The 26447-nt window shown below is 34.2% G+C and carries 20 protein-coding genes and 1 other annotated feature (1 of these 21 running past the window's edge); of the genes, 12 read left to right on the forward strand and 8 right to left on the reverse strand.

Annotated elements, in window-relative coordinates:
- Window positions 1–370 (forward strand) — a binding site (T-box leader) (it extends 8 nt beyond the left edge of the window).
- 62 nt (window positions 371–432) lie between these two features.
- From AOB58_RS08650 to AOB58_RS08690, 9 genes are all read left to right on the forward strand, one after another.
- A complete protein-coding gene (locus tag AOB58_RS08650; RefSeq protein ID WP_002506150.1) occupies window positions 433–1536 on the forward strand; it encodes a PLP-dependent transferase in 1104 nt (367 codons plus the stop codon).
- Window positions 1533–2708, forward strand: coding sequence for a cystathionine beta-lyase MetC (gene metC, locus AOB58_RS08655; RefSeq protein ID WP_064783288.1), 1176 nt, complete (start codon window positions 1533–1535; stop codon window positions 2706–2708). Before AOB58_RS08650 ends, metC begins: the two co-directional genes overlap by 4 nt.
- The gene (locus AOB58_RS08660) at window positions 2662–4503 is read left to right on the forward strand and encodes a bifunctional homocysteine S-methyltransferase/methylenetetrahydrofolate reductase (RefSeq protein WP_002506152.1); all 1842 of its coding nucleotides are present in this window, start codon (window positions 2662–2664) and stop codon (window positions 4501–4503) included. Before metC ends, AOB58_RS08660 begins: the two co-directional genes overlap by 47 nt.
- Window positions 4497–6743, forward strand: coding sequence for a 5-methyltetrahydropteroyltriglutamate--homocysteine S-methyltransferase (gene metE / locus AOB58_RS08665; protein ID WP_031266001.1), 2247 nt, complete (start codon window positions 4497–4499; stop codon window positions 6741–6743). The genes AOB58_RS08660 and metE overlap by 7 nt, the downstream gene beginning before the upstream one ends.
- Window positions 6744–6767: 24 nt before the next feature.
- Window positions 6768–7508 carry a cyclase family protein gene (locus tag AOB58_RS08670; protein WP_002511910.1) on the forward strand — a complete coding sequence of 247 codons (741 nt, stop codon included), beginning with the start codon at window positions 6768–6770 and terminating at the stop codon, window positions 7506–7508.
- A gap of 315 nt (window positions 7509–7823) precedes the next feature.
- A complete protein-coding gene (locus AOB58_RS08675) occupies window positions 7824–8264 on the forward strand; it encodes a LytTR family DNA-binding domain-containing protein (RefSeq protein WP_064783289.1) in 441 nt (146 codons plus the stop codon).
- Window positions 8261–8722, forward strand: coding sequence for a DUF3021 domain-containing protein (locus tag AOB58_RS08680; protein WP_002506156.1), 462 nt, complete (start codon window positions 8261–8263; stop codon window positions 8720–8722). Before AOB58_RS08675 ends, AOB58_RS08680 begins: the two co-directional genes overlap by 4 nt.
- 101 nt (window positions 8723–8823) lie before the next feature.
- Complete coding sequence (locus AOB58_RS08685; protein ID WP_002506157.1) at window positions 8824–10629, forward strand: assimilatory sulfite reductase (NADPH) flavoprotein subunit; 1806 nt, start codon at window positions 8824–8826, stop codon at window positions 10627–10629.
- Between the two features lie 161 nt (window positions 10630–10790).
- A complete protein-coding gene (locus AOB58_RS08690; RefSeq protein ID WP_064783290.1) occupies window positions 10791–11861 on the forward strand; it encodes a beta propeller repeat protein in 1071 nt (356 codons plus the stop codon).
- A 90-nt stretch (window positions 11862–11951) separates the two neighbouring features.
- Here the strand turns inward: AOB58_RS08690 and AOB58_RS08695 are convergent, their stop codons facing one another.
- From AOB58_RS08695 to AOB58_RS08725, 7 genes are all read right to left on the reverse strand, one after another.
- Window positions 11952–13136: a thiolase family protein gene (locus AOB58_RS08695; RefSeq protein ID WP_002506159.1), complete on the reverse strand. Its 1185-nt coding sequence runs from the start codon at window positions 13134–13136 to the stop codon at window positions 11952–11954.
- 32 nt (window positions 13137–13168) lie between these two features.
- Entirely contained in the window at window positions 13169–15427 is a 2259-nt protein-coding gene (gene fadB / locus AOB58_RS08700) for a 3-hydroxyacyl-CoA dehydrogenase/crotonase FadB (protein WP_064783291.1), read from the reverse strand.
- Between the two features lie 52 nt (window positions 15428–15479).
- The gene (gene fadE, locus AOB58_RS08705; RefSeq protein ID WP_002511908.1) at window positions 15480–16688 is read right to left on the reverse strand and encodes an acyl-CoA dehydrogenase FadE; all 1209 of its coding nucleotides are present in this window, start codon (window positions 16686–16688) and stop codon (window positions 15480–15482) included.
- A 93-nt stretch (window positions 16689–16781) separates the two neighbouring features.
- The gene (gene fadD, locus AOB58_RS08710; protein ID WP_064783292.1) at window positions 16782–18308 is read right to left on the reverse strand and encodes a long-chain-fatty-acid--CoA ligase FadD; all 1527 of its coding nucleotides are present in this window, start codon (window positions 18306–18308) and stop codon (window positions 16782–16784) included.
- An 18-nt stretch (window positions 18309–18326) separates the two neighbouring features.
- Window positions 18327–19901, reverse strand: a complete 1575-nt coding sequence (gene fadX, locus AOB58_RS08715) for a fatty acid degradation protein FadX (RefSeq protein ID WP_064783293.1) — start codon at window positions 19899–19901, stop codon at window positions 18327–18329.
- Between the two features lie 339 nt (window positions 19902–20240).
- Window positions 20241–20672 (reverse strand): universal stress protein, encoded by a 432-nt coding sequence (locus AOB58_RS08720; RefSeq protein WP_002511906.1) that lies wholly within the window; start codon window positions 20670–20672, stop codon window positions 20241–20243.
- A gap of 253 nt (window positions 20673–20925) precedes the next feature.
- Window positions 20926–22425 (reverse strand): tripartite tricarboxylate transporter permease, encoded by a 1500-nt coding sequence (locus tag AOB58_RS08725; RefSeq protein WP_064783294.1) that lies wholly within the window; start codon window positions 22423–22425, stop codon window positions 20926–20928.
- Between the two features lie 1209 nt (window positions 22426–23634).
- Between AOB58_RS08725 and AOB58_RS08740 the strand changes: the two genes are divergently transcribed.
- The 3 genes from AOB58_RS08740 to AOB58_RS08755 all read left to right on the forward strand — a co-directional run bounded on the left by AOB58_RS08740 (window position 23635) and on the right by AOB58_RS08755 (window position 25572).
- Window positions 23635–23862 (forward strand): ATP-binding cassette domain-containing protein, encoded by a 228-nt coding sequence (locus AOB58_RS08740; protein WP_064783297.1) that lies wholly within the window; start codon window positions 23635–23637, stop codon window positions 23860–23862.
- A gap of 606 nt (window positions 23863–24468) precedes the next feature.
- Window positions 24469–25056, forward strand: coding sequence for an ATP-binding cassette domain-containing protein (locus AOB58_RS08750; protein ID WP_064783298.1), 588 nt, complete (start codon window positions 24469–24471; stop codon window positions 25054–25056).
- A gap of 12 nt (window positions 25057–25068) precedes the next feature.
- Window positions 25069–25572: a hypothetical protein gene (locus AOB58_RS08755; RefSeq protein WP_064783299.1), complete on the forward strand. Its 504-nt coding sequence runs from the start codon at window positions 25069–25071 to the stop codon at window positions 25570–25572.
- Window positions 25573–25886: 314 nt separating this feature from the next.
- Here AOB58_RS08755 and AOB58_RS13575 read toward each other — a convergent pair whose 3' ends face one another.
- Window positions 25887–25985: a type I toxin-antitoxin system Fst family toxin gene (locus AOB58_RS13575; protein ID WP_141768664.1), complete on the reverse strand. Its 99-nt coding sequence runs from the start codon at window positions 25983–25985 to the stop codon at window positions 25887–25889.
- Between the last annotated feature and the right edge of the window lie 462 nt (window positions 25986–26447).

Genomic DNA, 26447 nt, shown 5'->3' on the forward strand with positions numbered 1-26447 from the left:
AGTAATAGGGAAAGTAAAACTTACACTGCTGACACAGAGAGTCTTTGTTCGCTGAAAGAAGACACGGAAAGAAAGTTTGAAAATGGCCTTTGAGTGTTGATACCAATATGAGGTGTCAACGGGATCGCCCGTTATAGCGATACAGTATTAACATTTTGTTAAATGGCGTACTGGATTAAATCCACGCGTCGTATATTTCGTTAATACTCATTTTATTCATATAAGATGAGTTTTTTTAATTCCAACGAAGATACGATGTCACTATTCAGTCTCTGTTGCCTATTCAACAATTTGGCGTACTGGATAAGGTTACTTTAGTGATAGAGTAACAAACAAAGGTGGTACCGCGAGCTAAGCTTTCGTCCTTTATATCCGATTATTCGGGTGTAAAGGACGGAAGCTTTTTTTATTTTTAAAAGGAGGTTATCTATTATGAAAAATACTGAACTGGCACAAATTGCTTTGTCACAAGATCATACAGGCGCAGTTGCAAATCCAATCTATTTATCAACAGCATACCAACACCCTCACCTAGGCGAATCAACTGGTTACGACTATACAAGAACGAAAAATCCAACCCGCTCAGCATTTGAGGAAGCTTTTGCAAAACTAGAACGAGGTACTGCTTCATTTGCAACTTCAAGTGGTATGTCAGCCATTCAACTTATTTGTAATTTATTCAAAACTGGTGACGAAATATTGGTATCTTTTGATTTATACGGTGGCACATTTAGACTTTTTGATTTTTACGAGCAACAGTACGGTATTCATTTCAAATATGTAGACTTCCTTAATTATGAAGAAGTAGAACAAAGTATTACTGAAAATACAAAAGCACTATTTATAGAACCGATTTCTAATCCACAAATGATAGAAGTTGATATCGACCCGTACTATATCTTAAGTAAAAAATTCAATTTACTAACAATTATAGATAATACATTTTTAACACCTTATCTTTCAACGCCACTTGAGGATGGTGCAGACATCGTCTTACATTCTGCCACAAAATACATAGGTGGCCATAACGATGTACTTGCTGGCGTTGTCACAGTGAATGACGATGCGCTAGCAGAACAATTAGCACAGTTACACAATATGATTGGTGCTACACTATCACCTTTCGATAGTTATTTACTACAACGTGGCTTAAAAACACTACACATCAGAATGGATCGTTCAGAATATAACGCTAAACTACTCGCAGAACGATGTAGTAACTTAGACGCAATTGATAAAGTACTTTATAGCGGACGTACTGGCATGTTGAGCTTACGTTTAAACAAAGCCTATAAAGCTGACAAATTCTTAGAACATTTGGAAGTTTGTTTATTCGCCGAAAGTCTCGGTGGTACTGAAACATTTATAACATTTCCATATACCCAAACCCATGTCGATATGCCAGATGAGGAAAAAGACAAACGTGGCATTGACGAACATTTACTTAGACTATCTATCGGAATTGAAAATTATGAAGATATTGAGAAAGACATCGTACAAGCATTACAAAAATCTAACCAAGGAGTGATTTCATGAGTTTATCAAAAGAGACAGAAGTAATATTCGATGCACATAGAGGTACAGATTATGATTCGGCGAACCCTCCCTTATATGATTCTTCTACGTTTCATCAAAAAGTGTTAGGTGGCAATGCAAAATACGACTACGCACGAAGTGGTAATCCTAATAGAGCATTATTAGAAGAAAAATTAGCCAAACTAGAAGGTGGCAGTCACGCATTTGCTTATGCTTCAGGTATCGCCGCAATTTCGGCAGTATTGCTTACGTTAAATGCTGGTGATCATGTTATTCTACCTGATGATGTTTATGGGGGCACATTCAGACTAACTGAACAGATATTAACACGTTTTAATATTCAATTTTCAACAGTAGATACGACAAACTTAAATGAGATAGAAGATGCGATACAAGACAACACAAAACTAATTTACGTAGAAACACCATCTAATCCATTATTCAAAATTACAGATATTAAAGGTGCAGCTCACATCGCAAAACAGCATCAACTCTTACTCGCAGTGGATAACACATTTATGACACCGCTTGGGCAATCACCATTAGCACTTGGTGCAGATATCGTTGTTCATAGTGCAACGAAGTTCTTAAGTGGTCATAGCGACATTATTGCCGGTGTAGCGATTACCAATAATCAAAGCGTAGCAGATGCACTTTATTTATTACAAAATGGTACAGGCACGGCATTATCTGCTCACGATAGCTGGACTTTAGCAAAACATTTAAAAACGTTGCCCGTGAGATTCAATCAATCTGTGGAAAATGCGCAACAACTTTATGAATTTTTAGCTCAGCGTGAAGAAATTGCTGAGGTATATTACCCGGGAAATGACGCCTTACATTTATCACAAGCGCGTCACGGTGGTGCAGTATTAGGCTTTAGATTAAAAGACGAAACCAAAGCACAAGCATTTGTAGACGCATTATCATTACCGCTCGTATCTGTGAGTTTAGGTGGCGTAGAAACAATCCTTTCTCACCCAGCTACAATGTCACACGCAGCAGTGCCTAAAGAAGTACGCGAAGAACGTAACATTACATTCGGATTATTTAGATTAAGTGTTGGTTTAGAATCTGCGGATGAATTAATTTCAGATTTAAATTACGCAATTAAGGAGGCTTTCAATGAGTCAACTCATCGACAAACTGAAGAACAACATATTAGTAGCTGACGGCGCTATCGGCACCATTCTTTACTCTGAAGGTCTAGATACATGTCCTGAAGCTTACAACTTAACACATCCTGAGAAAGTAGCACATATCCATCGTTCTTATATTGAAGCTGGTGCAGATATTATACAGACTAATACGTATGGTGCAAACTTTGAAAAGTTAAAAGACTTTGGCTTAGAACATAAAGTGAAAGAAATTCATCAATCTGCTGTAAAAATCGCAAAAGAAGTTGCAAAAAATGACACATTCATCTTAGGTACTGTTGGTGGCTTTAGAGGCGTTAAACAAGAAGATTTAGGTCTATCTGCGATTCAGTATCATACAGAAATACAAGTAGATACTTTAGTAGAATCTGGCGTAGATGGTTTACTTTTTGAAACTTATTACGACTTAGAAGAACTTACAAATATTATAAAAGCGACAAAACGTAAACACAATATACCGATTATTGCGCAACTCACTGCTTTGAATACAAATTATTTAAGAGACGGTACAGAGATTAATACCGCATTACAACAAGTAGCAGCAAGTGGTGCTGATATTGTGGGATTGAATTGTCATCATGGTCCCCATCATATGCAACAATCATTCTCACATATTGAATTACCAGAAGGCGCATACTTATCGTGCTATCCGAACGCAAGTTTGCTTGATATAGAAAACAGCCAATTTAAATACAGCGATAACGCCGAGTATTTTGGCAATGTCGCACAGAAACTTATTAACGAAGGCGTTCGCGTCATTGGTGGTTGTTGCGGTACAACACCTGAGCACATTGAATTCATCAAATCATCTATAGCTAATTTGAAACCTGTAACACAAAAAAATGTAATACCGATCACAAAATATACGAGTACTTCATCTAAATCAAAACAATCTCAGAATCTAACATCAAAAGTAAAACAACGTCCGACGATTATAGTTGAATTAGATACACCGAAACACTTAGATACAGATGCATTTTTCAGAAATATCAAAAAACTTGATGACGCCAATATCGATGCGGTCACATTAGCAGACAATTCTTTAGCAACCGTAAGAATTAGTAATGTCGCTGCAGCAAGCATTATTAAACAACAATACGATATCGAACCATTAGTGCACATCACTTGTCGCGACCGTAACCTTATCGGATTACAATCTCATTTATTAGGGCTATCACTACTAGACATCAATGAAATATTAACCATCACAGGTGACCCTTCTAAGATTGGTAACTTACCTGGTGCTACAAACGTATACGATGTAAACTCCAAAGGTTTAACCGAAATTGCATCGCGTTTCAATCAAGGCATTAACACAGATGGTGATGCGCTGAAGACAAAGACAAACTTCAACATCGCAGGTGCCTTTGATCCAAATGTAAGAAAATTAGAAGGTGCAGTAAAACGCTTAGAGAAAAAATTAGAAAGCGGTATGCACTACTTTATTACACAGCCGGTTTATAGTACTGAAAAAATTAAAGAAGTCTATGAAGCAACGAGACATTTAGATGTTCCCTTCTTTATCGGTATTATGCCAGTGACAAGTTATAATAACGCTTTGTTTTTACACAATGAAGTACCTGGTATTAAATTATCAGAAGAAGTGTTAGAACAATTTGAAGCCGTTAAAGATGATAAAGAAAAATCAAAAGAACTGAGCTTGAAACTATCCAAAGAACTGATTGACACAGTACATGAATACTTTAATGGTTTGTATTTAATTACACCATTCCAAAAAGCAGATTACACATTAGAACTTGCAGCTTATTCAAAATCAATTACTTCAACTAAACAGGAGGCAATATTATGACTATTAAAACATCAAACTTAGGTTTTCCAAGATTAGGTAGAAAAAGAGAGTGGAAAAAAGCAATCGAAGGTTACTGGTCTAAAAAATTAGATTTAGATACATTGCATCAACAATTAACAGATTTGCATAAAGAAAATTTATTACTACAAAAAAATTACAATTTATCAAGTATTCCTGTCGGTGATTTTTCACTTTATGACCATATTCTTGATACATCTTTACTTTTTAATATTATTCCTGAACGTTTCCAAGGTAGAGACATAGATGATGATTTATTATTCGATATTGCTAGAGGTAATAAAGAACATGTTGCAAGTGCCTTAATCAAATGGTTCAACACAAACTATCACTATATCGTTCCAGAATGGGATCATGCCGAACCGAAACTTAATCACAATGTCTTATTAGAACGCTTTAATTATGCAAAATCTTTAAATGTAAACGCACATCCTGTCATTGTAGGTCCGATTACATTTGTTAAATTATCTAAAGGTGGCGACCAATCTTTCGAAGAAAAAGTAAACACACTGTTACCTTTATATAAAGAAGTACTACAATCACTAAAAGAAGCTGGTGCTGAATATATTCAAATCGACGAACCTGCATTAGTGACAGATGACAGCGCAGATTATGAAGCTATTACACAAGCAGCATATGAGTATTTCGCTGAGGCTGGTTTAGAAAATCATATCGTGATACAAACCTATTTCGAACGTGTTAATCTACAATTTTTAAACAGCTTACCTGTTAAAGGGCTTGGCCTAGATTTCGTTCATGACCATAACTTTAACCTTGAACAAATTAAAGCTGGCGATTTTGATAAAAACAAAACACTTTATGCAGGTATTATCGATGGTCGTAACGTTTGGGCTGCTGACATTGAAGCTAAAAAAGAACTTATCGACACGTTACAAAATTATACAAATGATCTTGTTATTCAACCATCAGCGTCATTATTGCATGTTCCTGTATCATTAGATGACGAAACACTTGAAGAATCAATTGCCGAAGGATTAAGTTTCGCAACTGAAAAATTAGACGAATTAGATGCCTTGAGACGCCTATTTAATGACAATGATGCTGAAAAATATAATCAATTAAAAGCACGCTATGAACGTTTCCAGAATCAATCATTTAAAAACCTTGAATACGATTTTGACAGCGTACGTACTTCAAGACAATCTGCTTTTAAAACGCGTAAACAAGCACAAGACAAACGTCTTAATTTACCAGATTTACCAACGACAACAATTGGTTCATTCCCACAATCTCAAGAAGTACGTAAATATCGTGCTGATTGGAAAAATGACCGCATCTCAGATGAAAATTACCAATCATTCTTAAATAATGAGATTGCACGCTGGATTAAAATTCAAGAAGATATTGGTTTAGACGTCTTAGTACATGGTGAATTTGAACGTAATGATATGGTCGAATTCTTTGGTGAAAAACTACAAGGTTTCCTAGTAACTAAATTCGGTTGGGTACAATCATACGGATCACGTGCGGTGAAACCACCTATCATTTATGGCGATGTGAAATGGGCTGAACCACTTACAGTGAAAGAGACACTTTATGCACAAAGTTTAACAGACAAGCCTGTAAAAGGTATGCTCACTGGACCTGTCACAATTCTGAACTGGTCATTTGAACGTGTAGACTTACCGCGTGAAGAAGTACAAGATCAAATTGCGCTCGCTATTAATGAAGAAGTATTGGCACTTGAAAATGAAGGTATTCAAATTATTCAAGTAGACGAACCTGCTTTAAGAGAAGGTTTACCGCTTCGTTCAGAATATCACGAAGACTACTTAAACAAATCTGTGCATTCGTTTAAACTTGCAACATCTTCCGTGGCTGATGAAACACAAATTCATACACATATGTGCTATTCACAATTTGGACAAATCATACACGCAATCTACGACTTAGATGCAGACGTGATTTCTATTGAAACATCTCGTAGCCATGGTGACTTGATTAAAGATTTCGAAGATATTACTTACGATTTAGGTATTGGTTTAGGGGTATATGATATTCATAGTCCACGTATTCCGACTGAATCAGAAGTTACAGAAGCAATCCATCGTGCCTTACAAGAAATTGATCGTTCGTTATTCTGGGTCAACCCAGATTGTGGATTGAAGACACGTAAAGAAGATGAAGTAGTAGAAGCATTAAGTGTCTTAGTAAATGCCGTTGATAAGTTACGAAAATCAACAAATACAGCAACAGTATAACGATTAAAAATGGTGGTGATACACATGAGTTATCCATTATGGGAACAATTAGAACAATTAAAATCATCAAAGTGGGTCGATTTGACCCACACATTTGATGAAACCATTCCATGCTTCAGTGAGTTTGAACGCGCTAAAGTTTCTACCCTGTTTAACGTAGCAGACGATGGCTTTTATGTTCAAAATTGGAATATAGTAAGTCAGTACGGTACACATATTGATGCACCTATTCATTTTGTGGAAAACACACGCTATTTACATGAATTAGATTTAAAAGAACTCGCCCTACCACTTGTTGTTTTAGATTTTTCACAAGAAGTAGCAGAGAATGCAGATTTCATATTAACTCGCACACATGTCGAACAATGGGAATCAACGCATGGAACAATTGAACCCGGCACATTTGTCGCCTTACGCAGTGATTGGTCGAAACGTTGGCCAGACATCGAACAATTCGAGAATAAAGACAGCAATGGCAACCTCCATTTACCCGGTTGGGGCCTCGATGCTTTAAAATACTTGCTCGAAGAACGACAAGTCAAAGCCATTGGTCACGAAACATTCGATACAGATGCTTCGATAGATGTAGCCAAAAATGGTGATATCGTTGGTGAACGTTACGTCCTAGGACAAGATACATTCCAAGTTGAGCTGTTGACGAATTTAGATCAACTACCCACACGTGGTGCCCTTATTTACACGATTAGCCCTAAACCTAAAGACGCGCCAGGATTTCCTGTACGCGCATTCGCTATTACACCCTAATAGCTAAATCTTTAAGATATCATTAGATATACACGAGCACCCCAAACTTAAAACTCTAGCTATTATAATATAAAAGATATTAAGAAATTGAGCACTTCTTATATATCAACTTCTCCTTTTAAAAGATATAATTTATATCCCCTAAATCATTCCCTACCAAGAATGATTTAGGGGAATTTATTATGTGCATTTTTAAAGGTCATCCACTTAATGTGCATTTGTAACCACTTAGTTAGCAATACTGACAGATTAATTAAACTATGTAGTATTTAATGCTAATATTTGTTTTACTTAACTTAACAGGAGGCGTTGCATATGAAGGTCAGAGTTAAATACAACAATGCATTATCCGAAGATGAAGTTATAATACAAGCTAATGAAAACGCAGAAAATTTGCCAGATATCGTGCAATACATCAAACAATTATCCAACCGAAAAACATTTACAGGCAAACATAATGATGAAATTCACTTTATCAAACAGCGAGATATTATATGTTTCAGGATGGAAAATAAAATACTAACCATCTATACATGGAATCAACACTTTACCCTGAACGAAAGATTATATACTATTAAAAAACAATTAAGTTCAAACTTCCTACAAATATCTAAATCAGAAATCATCAATATCGATTATATCGACCATTTGAAACTCAATAAAAACGGAACTATAGAAATTCGCTTTTCAAACGATGACTTCACATATTCTTCTAGAAGATACTTATCTATAATAAAGGAGGCTCTAAAACTATGAAAAGGTTAATACATGGTGCAACTATAGGTGTTTCGATTGGTACGATGATTTCGCTATTATTTTCTTTTATATTTTCGCATACGCAATTTATGCCTGTTTCTCCAATATCGACAATGGGACGATTTTACTATGAACACTTCACCGAGTTACAAATTATGCTGATATCTGTTCTAATATGGGCTTTCATCGGTGTCACATTTAGTTTGGGTGAACTGATATTCTCACATACCCGCCTCTCAATTTTTAAAAAGACGGTGATTCATTTTAGTGTAATGTTGATAGTGATGTTTCCTTTAGGTATATTAGCAGGTTGGTTTCCACTCCGAATCTCGGTCATCATCGTATTTATACTCATATATACAATGATTTACTTTGTTATTTGGTCTATTGAAAGTAGAAGAGCACAAAGAGATATAAATGAAATAAACAAGATCATTTCAGAGAATCAAAAACATTAATCCTATTTCAATTAATTAATAAAGTAATTCAATGATGTTATGATTTAAGGACATGATGTTTACACAAACCTCATACAATAAAAGAAGACGAGGTGAATGATTTGCAACTAAATGAAACCAATACTCCTTTTAACAAAGAACAATTGGCACTTATAAATCAACTTCTGCCAACATTATCTTCAAGTCAGCAACAATGGTTAGGCAGTTATTTAGTTAATCCTGAAACGCAGGATGATGAGGTGACACCATCAAACGCAACTGATAGTTCCGTAGCTGAACCTTTAGAAGTACATGTTCTATTTGGTACTGAAACAGGTAATGCTGAAGAAGTTGCCGATCAATTTGAAGCAAAATTAAAGGAACACAATTTAAATGTTCATTTGTCGGAGATGGATGATTTCCCGCTAGATGAACTGACAAATATAGATTACCTGTTTATCATATGTTCTACACAAGGCGTGGGAGAGCCCCCAATCAACGCGATAGATTTTCATGAGTTTATGCACAGTGATAAAGCCCCACGATTAGATGGATTAAACTTCTCTGTACTCGCATTAGGAGACGAAAGCTATCCAGATTTTTGTCAGGCAGGAAGAGACTTTGATGAAATCTTCGGAAAATTAGGCGGTCATCGATTAGCTGAAAGGGTAGATTGTGATTTTGATTTTGAAGAAGTAGCAGAACAATGGATTGCAGATATGCTAGAGCTATTAACCAACGTTTCGCCAAACACAGATGCAAATGATGTGATAGACGATGAAGTCACAATTGAAGAACCTCATGGTCAGTATTCCAAATCAAACCCATTTCAAGCTGAAGTAATACAAAATAATGTACTGACTGAAGCCAATGCAACACGCGAAGTCAGACATCTTGAATTATCTCTTGAAGGTTACAACGAATCATATGAGCCTGGAGATAGTTTAGTAGTAATACCTGAAAATGACCCTGCCCTTGTTGAACACTTTATCGATACTTTAGGTTGGGACGCTGAAACACTTGTTTATGTTGATAAAGATGAACAACCATTAACATTACAAGATGCGTTGACACATTACTTTGAAATTTCAAAAATAACACCTGCCCTAATGAAAAGTGCTGCTGAGTTATTTAGTAATCCAATGTTAAACGCAAATGTTCAAAAAAATGATTGGATTCAAGATTATATTTATGGTCGAGATGTCATCGACTTGATTAAAGACTTTACACCCGTATCACTTCAACCAAAAATGTTACCGCAATTATTAAGAAAATTACCACCAAGAGAATATTCAATCGCAAGCAGTAACAACGTTAATCCAAATCGTGTACAAATCACAGTACGTGTCGTGAAATATGAAGCGCATCGTCGTGAACGTCTAGGCGTTTGTTCCGTTCAACTTGCTGAACGTACACAACCTGGTGATCATATGCCTGTTTATCTTAAAAAGAATCCAAACTTCAAATTTCCTTATGAAGAAACCACACCTGTCATTATGATTGGTGCTGGCACAGGCATCGCACCTTACAGAGCCTATCTACAAGAACGCGCACACTTAAATCTTAAAGGATCACAATGGCTTATTTTTGGTAATCAAAATTATAATACAGATTTCCTTTATCAGAGTGATTTAGAGGGCTGGCTGAGTGACGGTGTACTCAGTAAATTAGATTTAGCTTTTTCAAGAGATACTGAAACTAAAATTTATGTCCAACACCGTATTGAAGATAATAGTGCTGAATTTTATAAATGGATAACAGAGGGCGCTACGATTTATCTATGTGGAAATAAAGATGAGATGGCTTCAGGTGTCCATCAAGCATTAGTGAATGTACTGATTAAACATGGTAATTACAGCCAAGATAGTGCAGAAGACTATTTAAGAGATTTAATTAAAAATCAACGTTACCAACGTGATGTTTATTAGTATGTATGTACTATAGCCAAGAACAAAACAACATTAATTCATTTTCTGTTGTTTTCTAACAGCATAATTATCTAAGGTATTTGTAACTCAATTTCTTTTTGTTAAACAAGTCTGATACGATACTTTAAATCATAAACTTACCCAAAGGTAGCGTGATAAATATGGCTCAATGCGCAATCACTTATGACAATGCATTATTGCTTATTAAAAATGATGCACAAGGCCTTCATACAGCATTTAAATTAGAGGGCACTAACCCGATTTCAATAGCTCAAGATCCTTTAAATAGTAATATATTATATTGCGGCACGTTTGACCGTGGTTTATGGAAAAGTACCGACAAGGGTGATACATGGGCTCCAATAGGCACAAGGTTCACTTACAATAGCCCATTTAAGAAAGATGATATTCATATGACATCAATCACAGCAGTGACAGTGGTTGATACTGGTAAATCTTCTGGCACCGTAATTGTTGGCACGGAACCAAGTGCGCTTTTCATCTCCTATAATGAGGGACAAACATTTGAACTCCTTACAGATTTTGAACATATACAAGGTAAAAATCAATGGTTCTTCCCGCCTAGACCATTTACGCATCATGTAAAATGGTTTGATACTAATATTAAATCTCCCGGAACAATCAATTTAACTATTGAAGCCGGCGGATTTATTCAATCCAGAGATTATGGTCAACATTGGGAGCTCCCACGCACAGATCGTGTGCTACCTATAGATATTCATGTACTTAAGAGCCATCCTGATTACCCAAATCAATTGTACGGCGTTTTAGGAGATGCCTTTTTAGAAGGTGGTAGAGATACATTTATTGAAAGCGATGATTATGGTCAAACATGGACGACATTCATTGATGGTATAAAATATAGATACGGCTATGGATTAGCGGTTAATTCTAACAATTCCAGTAATATTGTCATCGCTACATCGAACTCACCGTTTAACGCACATAATTATGATGATGACACGTTTTCAACGATTTACTATGTTGATAAAGAACATGAAAGTGCTTGGACAGAAGCTGATGAAGGTTTACCTGCACCAGAGGGCACCTTAATTTCAGCCATCTCCGAAAAGGATGGTATATTTTACATTGCTAATAATAAAGGGGTTTTCTATTCCGAAAGCGGTGGAAAAAGCTGGACATCATTAGCAATCGAATGGCCTGAATCACTTACACATCAACATGCACATCAATTTATCACTTTGAATTAAAACCATAATAAAATAACAAATCATAAATTAAAACCCCTTAAGCATTTATCTTACGCTTAAGGGGTTATTTATTACATATTCAAACTACGATTATCTTACATATTCAAAAATGCCAGCAGCACCCATGCCAACGCCAATACACATCGTAACCATTCCGTATTTCGTATCTGGCTGTTTCTTCATTTCAGAAAGTAGTCTGCCTACTAACATCGCGCCTGTTGCGCCAAGCGGATGCCCTAGTGAAATTGCACCACCATTAACATTGGTTTTCTCCATATCTAAACCTGTTTCTCTAATGGAAGCTAATGTTTGAGATGCAAATGCTTCGTTTAACTCAACTAAATCAATATCTTTAACATCCAAGTTTGCTAATTTCAATGCTTCTGGAATAGCATACGCTGGACCAATACCCATTAACTTAGGATCTACACCCACAGCTTTAAAGCCAACAAAGCGTGCGATGGGTTTCACGCCTAATTCTTTTACTTTTTCACCAGACATGACTACGACAAACCCTGAACCATCTGTTAAGGGTGCCGAGGAGCCTGCGGTCACTGTACCGTTAGCCTTAAACACTGTAGGTAATTTAGCTAAAGTTTCCTTATTTGTATCTGGTCTGATTAATTCATCGTCTTTAAATACTTCTTTCGAAACGACTGGACCATTTTGATCATAAGTGACTTTATTCACTTCAATCGGTATAATTTCGTCATCAAATTTACCTTCTTGTTGTGCTTTTGTAGCACGTTGATGACTCTGTACTGCATATGCATCTTGGTCTTCTCTAGACACATTGTAAGTTTCTGCTACCATTTCTGCAGTTAGTCCCATTGGATAAGAAACACCTGAATCTTCATCTTGCAGAATCGGATTGTTTGTTGGTTCATTACCACCCATTGGTACTGCACTCATCAATTCAATACCGCCTGCTACAAGGATGTCTGCTTGATTCGCGTTAATCTGGTTTGCTGCATGCGCAATCGTTTGAAGGCCTGATGAACAGTAACGGTTAACCGTTTGTCCTGGTACTTCGTTTGGCATGCCTGCAAGTAATGCAATTGTTCTTGCAATGTTCTGTCCTTGTAAGCCTTCTGGAAATGAATTGCCGACGATAACGTCTTCTACCATACTAGGATCAAATGAACCTCCAACTCTTTCCAATACACCTTTTAATACTTTTGCTGCCACTTCATCTGGTCTTTCGTGAGCCATTGCCCCATTCTTTGCCTTACCAGCTGCTGAACGTCCATAAGCTACAATATATGCATCTCGCATTTAAGTTCACCCTTTCTTTTTACTCTCAACTATTAATTACGTAATGGTTTTCCTTTTTCTAACATGTGTGAAATTCTGTCATACGTTTTTTTATTTTGTAAAAGCTCTAAAAATCTTTCTTTTTCAAGTGTCTGTAAATATCTTTGATTCACGTATGTGTTACGAGGAATGTCACCGCCTGCTAATACTTCTGCCACTTTCAACGTAATTTCATAATCGTAGTCACTGATAAAGTTACCCATACGTTGTGCATCTAACTGACCTTCAGCTAATGCCTTAAAGTCTTTGCCTAAAGCAATATATTGTGATTTTGGTGTAGGTACATAATTAGTTTCTGATTCGTAACGCGCTCTATTTAATGCAACTTCAACACGTCTTTCAGTATTCAATATTACAGTATCCGTCTCTCTCAAATAACCATATTTCACTGCTTCATATGCATTTGTAGAAACTTTTGCGAAACCAACTTGCATTAATATTTTAGTAATTGAATCTTGTTTATCATTGTTTTTATGATTTGTGCGCAATACTCTATCCGTTAATTCTGCGAGTCCACCACCAGCTGGTAGTAAGCCTACGCCTGTCTCAACAAGACCAATATAAGATTCACTTGCAGCTACCACAAATGGTGAATGAAGTACAAGTTCGCAACCGCCACCTAAGGCTCTACCTTGAACTGCAGTAACAACTGGTTTCAACGCATGTTTCAGTCTAGTGAATATATAATGAAGTTTTTCGACCATGGCGCCTACTTCTGATACCACTTGGTTTTCTTCATGTGCTTTTTTCATTTGATACAAATTCGCACCGACACTAAAGTTGTTGCCGCCTGCATAGATGACCATGTTACTATAGTCTTCATCTTCTAATTTGTTAATTGATTCTAATAAATCATCAAGGAATCCGCCAGTAATCACATTATTTTTACTTTGTAATTTTAAAAGTAATTGATCTTTATTCGCCACAGATAAGTTAGAATCTGCTCTTTCCCAAATTTCTTGATCAATATACTCTGCGACTGGTGTAACACGTTCAATAGATTCACCTTCACTGTAGAATGGTTCATTGCGTTGCTCTATCCAATCTGGAAGTGATCCTAATTCTTCTTTCATGCGTGACTTCACACGTTCGAAGCCCATTAAGTCCCACAATTGGAATGGTCCTTGTTTCCAGTTAAAACCCCATACTAATGCGCGATCAATATCTTTAAAATCAGTTGCCGCTTTCGGCACGTTAATCGCTGAATAATAGAAATTATTTCTCAATGTTTCCCATAGAAATATGCCTGCATCATCTTGTGCATTAAAGATAACGTCTAAGTTAGAAGCCAAGTCTTTATTAAACTTGCCTAAAATCTCTAATTGTGGTGGTTGCGGTGGCACATAATCATTTTGCTCTGCATCAAAGACGAAACGCTTTTTATCTACTTTTTTATAAAATCCTTGTTTCGTTTTATTACCTAATGCACCTTTTGCCGCTAATTTTTCCGAAAGTTTTACATCGTGGAAAAATGGTTGTTCATCTGGAACGCTTTGCATACCTTTAATTACGGTCATAGCAATATCAAGACCAACTAAATCTGATAAACCATACGTTCCCATTTTTGGTCGTCCAATACTACGGCCAGTTAAAGCATCCACTTCTGTAATAGAAAAATCTTGGTTTTCAGCTCTGTACATAATGTCATTCATCGTTTGTGTACCAACACGGTTAGCCACAAATCCTGGGACATCATTTGCAACAATGACACCTTTCCCTAATACATCTTCTGCAAATGCTTGTACGCGTTCCACTACCGCTTCAGACGTTTTTTCATTTGGAATTACTTCGACTAATTTCATAATGCGTGGTGGATTAAAGAAATGCATTCCGAAAAAGCGTTCTTTATCTTTTCCTTCAAATACATCTGCAATCGACTCTATTGGAATACCTGATGTGTTCGTCGCAAATATAGCATCATCTTTTGCTACCTTTTTCACTTTATCCCAAACATTATGCTTAATATCCACTTCTTCTTTTACTGCTTCAATATAAATGTCAGCGTCATCTTGCTCAACTAAATCTTCATTAAAGTTGCCATAAGATAAATTTGAGGCAAAGGCTAAGTCAAATAGCTGTGGACGCTTTGGATTAGTTATTACTTCATAAGCTTTTTTGGAAATTTTATTAGGTTCATTCTCATCAATCACAATGTCTAATAATTTTACTTTTAAACCTGCGTTGACAAGGAGCGCAGCGATTTGACTACCCATCGTGCCTGCACCTAACACAGTTGCTTTTCTTATCGTCATACTAAAACCTCCAAATTGTTTTTTCTATATCTTCAATCGTTCATATTTTATATTAAATAAATGCTGAGTCTCCCGTGATTGCTCTTCCAATTACAAGTGCATTGATTTCATGTGTGCCTTCATATGTGTAAATCGCTTCAGCATCTGCAAAGAATCTTGCAATATCGTACTCTCCTGCTAAAATACCATTTCCACCATGCACACCACGGCCCATTGATACTGTTTCTCTTAATCTCAGTGCATTCATCATTTTAGCTGTTGAAGTTGCCACTTCATCATATTCACCTTTTGCTTGCATACGTGCAAGTTGCGCACATGTCGCCATTGCTTGAGCTAGATTGCCTTGCATCATAGCTAATTTCTCTTGAATTAATTGGAACTTACTAATTTCCTTACCAAATTGTTTACGTTGCGTTACATAGTCTGTCGTAGCTTTTAATGCGCCTGCCATCGCTCCTGTAGCCATGTACGCCACGCCTGCACGAGTAGAATATAATACTTTCGCAATGTCTTTAAAGCTATTAATATTTTGCAGCCTTTGTTCTTCTTTCACGACCACATTTTTCAGACGAATTTTGGCGTTAGGAACGATACGGAGTGCAATTTTATTTTCAATAAGTTCGATTTCCACGCCTTCTTGACTAGGCTCGACAATAAAGCCTTTAGGTTTACCAGTATCTACATCTACTGCGTATACTGGCATAACGTCGGCTACATTTGCACCACCAATCCATTTTTTCTCACCATTAATAACCCATTGATCGCCCTCACGTTTCGCAGTAGTTTCTAATCCACCCGCGACATCAGAGCCATGTTCCGGTTCTGTTAATGCAAAGCACGTACGTAATTCGTGTGATTGTAATTTGGGTAAATAATAGGCTTGTTGCTCTTTACTACCACCAAACCAAAATGAATTATGACCTAAGCCTTGATGTACACCGAGTAATGTCGCTAAAGAAACATCAAATTTGGCTATTGTGTATGACATAAAGAATTGGAATAGTTGACTAGGTGTTTTTTCTCCTTCACGTCCTTCAAATAGTAACGGATTTTGGAAATAGTTTAATTTACCCAATTCTTCAAAATAGTCTTCTGGCTCAGTCGCATTTAACCAATGCTCATTAACTGAGTCTCTATATTTTTCTTCTAACATATCATTAAGCTGTTTTAATAATTTAACTTCTCCTTCAGTTAAATCTTTTGCAATACTTAAAATATCCTCTGGATATAATGCTTTGATTACTTCTTCTTTTGTTGGCATAATTAAAACCTCCACTTTAATGTTAACGCTTACAAATCTTGTCAAAAAAATTTATAGTTATTATTTTAAAATATTTATAAAAGCATAAGTTATTTAAGCTAATTCATCATCTTGTTGACACGCTTTGTCAGCTTTATTATTCATCTTCTTCTGTAACTCTAGCTTATCTGGTTTTGAAGTTGAGTTCAGCGGAATATTTGTTAATTTTAAATACATTCTCGGAATCTTATACCCAGCTATGTGTTCTCTCATGTGTGCGTCTAATTTTTGTTCAAAGTCTGGATCATCTTCAGTCAATACCACTGCTGCTGAAACAGATTCTCCATATTTAGGACTTTCATAGCTCACTACCACACCTTGTGCTACTAATGGATGTGTTGATAAGACCGCTTCTACTTCAGAAGGCAGCACATTTTCACCACCAGTGATAATCATTTCTTTACGTCTATCAACGATATAGATATCACCGTCTTCATCTATTTTTGCTAAATCTCCTGTTAAGAAATATCCATCTTTGAAATTTTTCGCTGTTTCTTCTGGTTTCTTCCAATAACCTGGTGTAACATTGTTACCTTTAACAGCTAATTCGCCAATTTCTCCAGTTTGTATATCTTCAAATTCATCATTTAAAATACGATAGTCCACAAACATGACAGGCTGCCCAATACTACCAGGTTTTTCAGCGCCATTTTCTGGCGTGTTAACCATTGCTAGTGGCGCTTCCGTCAAACCGTAACCATTAACGATAGATAGGCCCATACTGTTAAATTTCTTTTGCACAGCAGGTAGTGGTGCTGACCCACCTTGAAGTAAGAATTCAATGTTATCGAAGTTTTTAAGATCAAAATTCTCTGCAACTAACATTGCATAATACATCGTTGGTATCTGTATTAAATAATTTGGTTTGTAATGTGCCATGAGATCATTTAATGCTTCACCATTGAAGTAGCGTTGTATAATCAGTGTGCCGCCTGCCATTAGCAATGGTAACGTCAAATCGTTAAAGCCTAATACATGAAACATTGGTGTCGAAACAATCGTCTTATACGTAGAATTCATTTTATAAGTGAGCGCCGTATTTATTGGATTATTGACGAAAGTTTCATACGTAAACATAACGCCTTTAGGTAATCCTGTTGTACCACTTGTGTACATTAACGCTGCTAAATCATCTTTTTCTACATGTACCGTTTTGAATGGACGGTGATTGTTTGGATCGACCATATCATCATATTGTTTTGAATCGACATCCATATGAATGAGTTCGTCTGCGATTCCCTCTAAACTTGATAAATGCTTTTGTGAATAAAAAATTAATTTTACATCAGAATCTTGAATCACGCTTTCAATTTCCTGTGTTTTCAAACGCCAATTCATCGGTAAATATACTGCACCTATTTTAAATGTAGCGAATAATAAATCCAGAATAGCTACATCGTTTGGTGAGAAAATACCAACGACATCCCCACGTTCTATACCTTGATCTTGTAAATGATTTGCTAAGTTCTCTGCACGTTTATTTAAATCTTGATATGTCCATTCAGTACCTTTAAATGGATCGATAATTGCTGGCTTTTCCTCATCAAATACTGCTCTCGTTTTAATCCAGTCGTAATTCATATTTTTCTCCCCCTTATTTTAAATACGATCTTCCGACTTAATTACCTGAGACAGACCTCCCCATGTTTTTTGATAAATATCATTCTGTGTTATGTTAATCTCGTCAGAAATGATTGGTTGAAACTCCATATTTGCTAAAATATCTCGCTCTAAATCTAAACCAGGTGCAATTTCAATTAATTTAATACCTTTGTCCGTCAGTTCAAACACTGCGCGTTCAGTAACAAAATAAACTTCCTGTGCTAATTTTCGTGCATTTTCAACATTAAAATCTATGTTGCCAACTTCTTTTACAAATTTAGGTGACTTACCTTGTGTTTCCACTTGGGCTTCACCGTTCACAAAATTTAGTTGACCCCCAACAACCATTGAAGCTGAAAAAACAATCCTTTTAACTGATTGGCTAATATCAATAAAACCACCACACCCATTCATTTTGTCTCCGAACTTAGACACATTAACGTTGCCATATTGATCCACTTCAGCAAAGCTTAGGAATGCGACATCTATGCCATCGTTATAGATAAAATCCCATGTTAACTCGTGTCTCATGCGTGCACTTAGATTGTAGTTCATACCAAAGTAATTACCGCTACTAATTAAGCCACCAAAAACGCCTGTATCTATATTCGTTTGAACTAAATGATTGGCCTGCTCCTCTTCTAAAACATTCGACAATTCATTATTAATGCCAAAACCAATACTGATTACATCTCCTTCAAGTAAATATTGAGCTGCACGTCTCAAAATCACTTTACGGGTACCTAATGCTATATATGGCTCTCGCATTTCAGTAATCTGATAATGTCCTGAAAGTGCTGGGTCATATTGTGTTTGGACAACCTGTCTGTGATATTTCGGATTGCTATTAACTACAACGTAATCTACAAGTTTACCCGGAATAAATACATCATTCGGATTGAAACGCCCACTTTGGATGACTGCTTTCACTTGCACAATCACTTTACCTTTATTCTTATGTGTAGCTGCTGCAACACTGTAACCCTCTCCAAGATGTGCTTCATGCGTCATATAAATATTACCTTCTGTATCGGCATATGTACCTCGTAACAATGCGACATCAATTTCTGGAAAATCATAATTTAAATATGTTTCTGCGTTGATTTCAATTAAAGATACTAGATCCTCTGTCGTACGCGTATTTACTTTGCCACCAGAATATCTAGGATCAACATTGGTATTCAGCCCAATCTTAGTAATTGTTCCTGGTGAAGCAGATGTTTGACTACGATAATGCGTCGTAATTACACCTTGAGGCACGTAATAGGCTTCAATATCATTATTGCGCATTGCATTGATAGTCTTAGGTGAACCAGTAATAATACTTGTGATTAATCGTTTGATCATACCCCTTGATACAAAAGAATCTAAATCATAACTGTCGCCACGATAATCACTAATATCGTTTGCCAACATAAAGGTGAAGGCTTTAGGCGTTTGATGCTCATCATATTGATCGACTAATGTTTTGAGAATCTCAGCTGGTAAGTTAGCCGTTGATAATGCTGCTAGGGCTATCACATCACCTTCATTAATGATGTCTTTCAAATCTGAAAACGGAATAATTTTCATACTTGCGACTCCTATCTTTGTTTAATCCGGCTATTTTATCTATCATTTTCCCCTTGAATAATCTCTCCCTTTTTAATAAATGTAATCCCTTACATGTAATATACCATTATTATTGAAAATTATGCAAAAATTCTTTATTTTACATAGTAAATTAATAAATAAAGCAGATAATGGAGGGCATAAATTAGTGAATTAAAAATCCCTTCAAAATCCACACTTTTTCAGCGCACACCTTGAAGGAACGCATACCTTTATAAGATTGTAGTAATTTTTAGGTCAGCATATATTAAAAATATTAGCATGATGCTTAGTTTAATAAGGTTTCTATGCTTTTAATCTTTATTTAACAATTAATACTGGGACAGAACTTCTTTTAGCAATCTTATGCGTAACATCTCCTAAAACGTGTTTAATATTCAAACTCACTCTATGATTACTCATAATTACTAAATCGTATTCACCTTTATCTGTATCGCCAGAAGTAATTTTGTCTAAGATTGTATCTTTAACAGGTCCAAAATCAATATCTACTTTATATTGAACCTTTTTTTCATCTAATTCGTGTAAAAATGGAGCAAGGCTGCTTTCTTTTTCTCTAATAATATCACTTTTTTGTTCAATATAATTTTCTAAATTAGTTGCAAAATTAGCTTCTTCAACAACATGATAAACTGTAACAATTGAATCTGTATCAACCATTTTTGCTAAATGGTCAGGAATCGCACTAAAATCATTTTCAAAATCATAGGGTAATAATATATTTTTAAACATATACACTAACCTCCTAGTGGCAAGTATTTAGATACCTATTACTTATATAATACCCTCAAAAATGTTTTTTAATTTAGTAACAACAAATGCCAACTAATTGGATTAGAGAGAAAAATTCAAAAATAGTGGGGGCCAAAAGCATGAAAATAAAAAACTAGGTAATCTCCTATAGCATTCAGGAAATTACCTAGTTTTTCGTTGCGTTCCTAATTTAATGATGTCGTTCCTTGTAAAATGAACTGTTTTTTTTATGTTATTTTTTCACTTTCATTCTTTTGAATCCTTTTATAATCAGCGGATAGACCAAAGCTAAAATAGTCATCAATGTTAACACGAGACTAATTGGGGATCCCCAAAATATATCTCCTACATTGTTATTACTCACTATCAAGCTTTTACGAAAATTCTGCTCCATATCTGAACCTATAATTGCTGCTAAAATCAAAGGCGCAAGCGGAAAGTCTAATAATTTCATAACTAAACCAATAATACCGAAAATAATTAAAATGTAGAAATCAGTGATACTATAACCTAATGTGTATGTACCGATAAACGCTAGCACCAAAATAAGCGGATATAAAACTTTTGGGGGTGTACGTAATATCTTGAGTAGTAACCCTATTAAAGCAATGTTCAAAATGACTAAGAATATATTACCAATAAACATACTGTTAACGAGTGTCCATATCGTTTCAGGCTCATTTGCAAATAACAAAGGCCCTGGTTGTAAACCTAGCATAACGACTGCACCTAAAATTACAGCTGTTGTTCCTGATCCTGGCACGCCCATCGTTAATAACGGGATTAAAGCACCTACGGAAGCAGCATTATTAGAAGCTTCTGGCGCAGCTACGCCTTCTATTTGACCTTTCCCGAAATTCTTACTATTTTTAGATATTTGTTTTTCAGTTGAATAACTTAACATTGCCGCAATAGAGCCGCCGGCTCCTGGTAATACACCGATTAAGAAACCAATAGGACTTTGGCGAAGCATAGCGCCTCTTGTGTTCTTTATATCTTCCTTAGATAATTTCATTGATCCTACATCAGCTTTAGGTGGTTTCAATGCATCTAAATGTAAATAATTATATAATACTTCTGCTACGGCATATACACCAATGATAACGACTAAGAAGTTGATACCTTCACTTAAATGAGGTAAATCAAATGTGAAACGATAAATACTTGTTTGTAAATCTACCCCTACTGTACTAATGATTAAACCAATACTTGTCGCAATGAACCCTTTGACCATCTTCCCTGACGATAAAGTTACAATAGCTGAAAGCGTAAATAAGAATAATAAAAAGTACTCTTGAGGACCAAATTTCAAAGCAAAGGCAGATAACGGCTTAGCTAAAATGATAAAACCAAACACCGCAGTAATACCTCCAATTAACGAAGCTATAGCTGAGATCGTTAGAGCTTTACCCGCCTCTCCATTTTTGGTCATTGGATAACCATCGAATGTAGCTGCAATGGCTGAGCCATCACCTGGTGTATTTAACAAAATCGAACTTCTCGAGCCACCATACATGGCACCATAATAAATCGAAACCATTAAAATCAATGCGCTTACGGGTTCCATACCAAATGTCACAGGTATGAGTACTGCAACCGCAGTCGCAGGTCCTAATCCAGGTAACATACCTACCACAGTACCTAGAAAACCACCGATAAGGACCCATAAAAGGTTCATCGGATGAAACGCAGTTGATAATCCTTCTAAAAAACTACCTGCATCAATCCCCATTTAATCACCCTCCTTAAGGTAAACTGACATTCAATAATTGTGCGAATAATAAAGAGGACACAATTTTCCTTTGCTGTTTATTGTGTGTTATTTTTTGCATTTATACATGGAAAAAAACTAATATTTTTGTGAAGAATTTTAAAAGTAACTACATATTAAAAGAATTCAGTAAAATAAATTCCCCACTAATTTATACTAAACTATATATTCTTAGGAGTAAAAATTAAGGTGTATTCATTGGAATTGTGGCATCTATTTTATCCGTTTTAATAGATTATAAATTAGAAGTGAACTTCGACTACTCATTTTTGATATTATCTTTATATCTATTAGAATTAGAAATTCTGACGGATACTAAATATAAGAATTTATCTAAAACATTAGCAAATTATTATATAAAGATTTTGAATGAAAAAAATAATTATACAAATTACTTATATACAATATACTTCAGTTCCTTTATGCTATACACTTTCATTTCAGCAATTGCAGGAATAATTGGAACTTTATTAATTTCTCCATGGTATATTATTAATATATTTTATACATTTCTAATTTTACATATATTAAGTTTCTTTTACTATAATGGAGAAAAAACTATAGTAAGAAAAAAGAAGAAATTCAATAACATCATTATACAGTATCTTATGTTTATGCTTATTTTACTAACTTATTTTATGAAAATTCTTTTAACAGAATGGTTAGGAGTTTTATGAAAATAAAATTTAAAAATTATGTGAAATTTGTAATGTTAATATTTTTGATAATGTTTCTTGTATACTTATTTATTTCATTTATTTCAAATAATATTAATTTCAAAGAAATTAATACAGTAAGTAACAAACAGGGTTTTGATTTTACAATTGATATCATATGGAATAATGCAAATCATTTTTTACAATACTTTGTATTGGTTGTCTTTTCTCCAATACTGGTTATTTTAGATATTTTTCATATAGTCATAAACTATTATATTAGTATTCAAATTAGAGGAATAAAAGAAACATTTCTTTTGTCTTATAAGCATGGGATTATAGAAATGTTGAACATATGCTTATATATGTATTTATCGATATCGTCTCTCAAAATTTTAATGATTAAAAAACAAATAAAATACATATTTAAATTTTGGAATGAAAATAAATTTATATATGTATTTTCTATATTATTATTAATTTTAGCAGCTATAATTGAAGGGAATTTTTATTAATGAAAATAATAACATGTAAAAATTGCTTTAAAAGTTATGGTAAAAAGAAAGTTATTGAAAATTTCACACAAAATTTTAGTGATCAAATTTATGTTATAAAAGGATCCAATGGCAGTGGTAAAAGCACCTTACTCAAAATTTTAGGTGGTTTTGAAAGTTTTGATGAAGGGTATTTTAAGTCTGATTTGGCAAATATTTTATTTTTAACAATGGAGAAAAAACTATAGTAAGAAAAAAGAAGAAATTCAATAACATCATTATACAGTATCTTATGTTTATGCTTATTTTACTAACTTATTTTATGAAAATTCTTTTAACAGAATGGTTAGGAGTTTTATGAAAATAAAATTTAAAAATTATGTGAAATTTGTAATGTTAATATTTTTGATAATGTTTCTTGTATACTTATTTATTTCATTTATTTCAAATAATATTAATTTCAAAGAAATTAATACAGTAAGTAACAAACAGGGTTTTGATTTTACAATTGATATCATATGGAATAATGCAAATCATTTTTTACAATACTTTGTATTGGTTGTCTTTTCTCCAATACTGGTTATTTTAGATATTTTTCATATAGTCATAAACTATTATATTAGTATTCAAATTAGAGGAATAAAAGAAACATTTCTTTTGTCTTATAAGCATGGGATTATAGAAATGTTGAACATATGCTTATATATGTATTTATCGATATCGTCTCTCAAAATTTTAATGATTAAAAAACAAATAAAATACATATTTAAATTTTGGAATGAAAATAAATTTATATATGTATTTTCTATATTATTATTAATTTTAGCAGCTATAATTGAAGGGAATTTTTATTAATGAAAATAATAACATGTAAAAATTGCTTTAAAAGTTATGGTAAAAAGAAAGTTATTGAAAATTTCACACAAAATTTTAGTGATCAAATTTATGTTATAAAAGGATCCAATGGCAGTGGTAAAAGCACCTTACTCAAAATTTTAGGTGGTTTTGAAAGTTTTGATGAAGGGTATTTTAAGTCTGATTTGGCAAATATTTTATTTTTAACAAATGAAAGTATTGGAGAAAACTTTTTAACTATTAAAGAAAATATAGAATTACTATATCATCTACATAATATAACTATTGATGATAGCACATGGAAGGCTATTTCTAATATTTATTCAGATAAGCAATTAGATACCTTATACGAAGATGCATCACTTGGAATGTCATTAAAAGTAGGGTGTTCATTAATCATTTCTCCAAAAAAATGGGACCTTATAATATTAGATGAAACTTTGTCAGGGCTTGATGAACCTAGCAGAAATATTATTATTAAATACTTAGAAAACATTGTAGAGACAATGTCTACCACTGTGTTAATAGTATCTCACAACTATATTGAAAAAAGCATAAAATCTGATCATGAAGTAATTAATTTATGAGGTGGTATTTTTATGACCAAATTAGTTAAAAGTACACTATTGAATATTTTATTATTCTTACCTTACTTTTTGGTATCAATTTTTTTCTTTTTCTTAGTTTCATACGTCAATGATGACAAAGATCAAATTAATAAATTAAGTCATTCTATTGGATTAGATGAATTTCAAATGTATATTTTCATTTCAATTTTTATTATCATTTCTAGTATTATTTCATTTGCTATAATTGTATTTTTAATCAAATTTGCTCACTTTTTATTTGCTAAAAATACATATAAAAATGATAATAATCTATTATTCAGTATATTACTAGGATTGACTATTTCGAAATTTTCAGGAATATTATTAAATATGTTTTTTGCTTTTACTAGCGAAGAAACTACCATCACATTATCACTCTTCAACATAGTTTTAATACCTGTTTTTTACTATTACTTTTCTAAAAATGTAAACCTTAGTGTTATAACTGTTTTTGTTATGATTATTATGGCAATACCAACAATTGTATTTATATAGTCGTTCGTTTTTGCTGGATATTTAAGTCTAGAAACTTGTCTTATAATCAAAATGTATCACAAACAACAAAAGCGTGAGTTTTCAGATGATGAGAGACCCGTTTATTTGCATCAATAATTAGACTTTATTTACAAGAAATATGGCTCCCATAAAATATTTAAATTTTTATTTACTGGTTCTTAGTCTGTTAATTCCTTTTGCATTCCTCTCCGCTATGATGTTAAAATATATGTAACGAAAATAAGTATTCACTTATACACCAATCCCCTCACTACTCGCAATAGTGAGGGGATTTTTGTTGGTGTGGCTTAATGTCACCTATTTTTATTGCGCTTACTTAGCCAATAAGTAAAATACGCTATGGCACAGCCACTGTTGACTGGCGCTAAGATGTGAACGAAAATAAGCATCACTTTATACACCTCCTCTCTACGTCAACTTGACGCCTGAGAGATAGGCGACACCGATATTATACCACCTGAGAATCTGCAAACATATTGGCTTTCGATAAGTTGAAATATATTAACTTAGTGATTATTAGCTTACTATCAAAGTGGCTTAAATCTTAAAACTGGTAAGTACAAACTCATATCCATTTATTTTTGATATTTTCAACATTAGCCATATATATAGAATTGAAGCCACTTGCCAGTTCATCAAAATCTTTAGTTCCTTTCCTAAACTAGATAATAATGTTTACTATAAAATCATTCTCGCTGTTGTATATTATCGTGAATACCTATCCTATTCCATTTTGTGCAAATAACTTGATCTGTATAATTTGGTATCTTCAATATATTTTTCGACTTGCTATGCTTCTTTCAAACACTTCAACTAGATTATTAGTATTAAATTCTATTAACCCTTAAAAATAA

This window comes from Staphylococcus sp. AntiMn-1 (assembly GCF_001663395.1).
In the GTDB taxonomy this organism is placed as follows: domain Bacteria; phylum Bacillota; class Bacilli; order Staphylococcales; family Staphylococcaceae; genus Staphylococcus; species Staphylococcus equorum.

Coding starts and splice junctions, on each gene's coding strand:
- AOB58_RS08650 (WP_002506150.1), top strand. CDS start 433: ATGAAAAATACTGAACTGGCACAAATTGCTTTGTCACAAGATCATACA.
- metC (WP_064783288.1), top strand. CDS start 1,533: ATGAGTTTATCAAAAGAGACAGAAGTAATATTCGATGCACATAGAGGT.
- AOB58_RS08660 (WP_002506152.1), top strand. CDS start 2,662: ATGAGTCAACTCATCGACAAACTGAAGAACAACATATTAGTAGCTGAC.
- AOB58_RS08670 (WP_002511910.1), top strand. CDS start 6,768: ATGAGTTATCCATTATGGGAACAATTAGAACAATTAAAATCATCAAAG.
- AOB58_RS08675 (WP_064783289.1), top strand. CDS start 7,824: ATGAAGGTCAGAGTTAAATACAACAATGCATTATCCGAAGATGAAGTT.
- AOB58_RS08680 (WP_002506156.1), top strand. CDS start 8,261: ATGAAAAGGTTAATACATGGTGCAACTATAGGTGTTTCGATTGGTACG.
- AOB58_RS08690 (WP_064783290.1), top strand. CDS start 10,791: ATGGCTCAATGCGCAATCACTTATGACAATGCATTATTGCTTATTAAA.
- AOB58_RS08695 (WP_002506159.1), bottom strand. CDS start 13,136: ATGCGAGATGCATATATTGTAGCTTATGGACGTTCAGCAGCTGGTAAG.
- fadB (WP_064783291.1), bottom strand. CDS start 15,427: ATGACGATAAGAAAAGCAACTGTGTTAGGTGCAGGCACGATGGGTAGT.
- fadE (WP_002511908.1), bottom strand. CDS start 16,688: ATGCCAACAAAAGAAGAAGTAATCAAAGCATTATATCCAGAGGATATT.
- fadD (WP_064783292.1), bottom strand. CDS start 18,308: ATGAATTACGACTGGATTAAAACGAGAGCAGTATTTGATGAGGAAAAG.
- fadX (WP_064783293.1), bottom strand. CDS start 19,901: ATGAAAATTATTCCGTTTTCAGATTTGAAAGACATCATTAATGAAGGT.
- AOB58_RS08720 (WP_002511906.1), bottom strand. CDS start 20,672: ATGTTTAAAAATATATTATTACCCTATGATTTTGAAAATGATTTTAGT.
- AOB58_RS08725 (WP_064783294.1), bottom strand. CDS start 22,425: ATGGGGATTGATGCAGGTAGTTTTTTAGAAGGATTATCAACTGCGTTT.
- AOB58_RS08740 (WP_064783297.1), top strand. CDS start 23,635: ATGAAAATAATAACATGTAAAAATTGCTTTAAAAGTTATGGTAAAAAG.
- AOB58_RS08750 (WP_064783298.1), top strand. CDS start 24,469: ATGAAAATAATAACATGTAAAAATTGCTTTAAAAGTTATGGTAAAAAG.
- AOB58_RS08755 (WP_064783299.1), top strand. CDS start 25,069: ATGACCAAATTAGTTAAAAGTACACTATTGAATATTTTATTATTCTTA.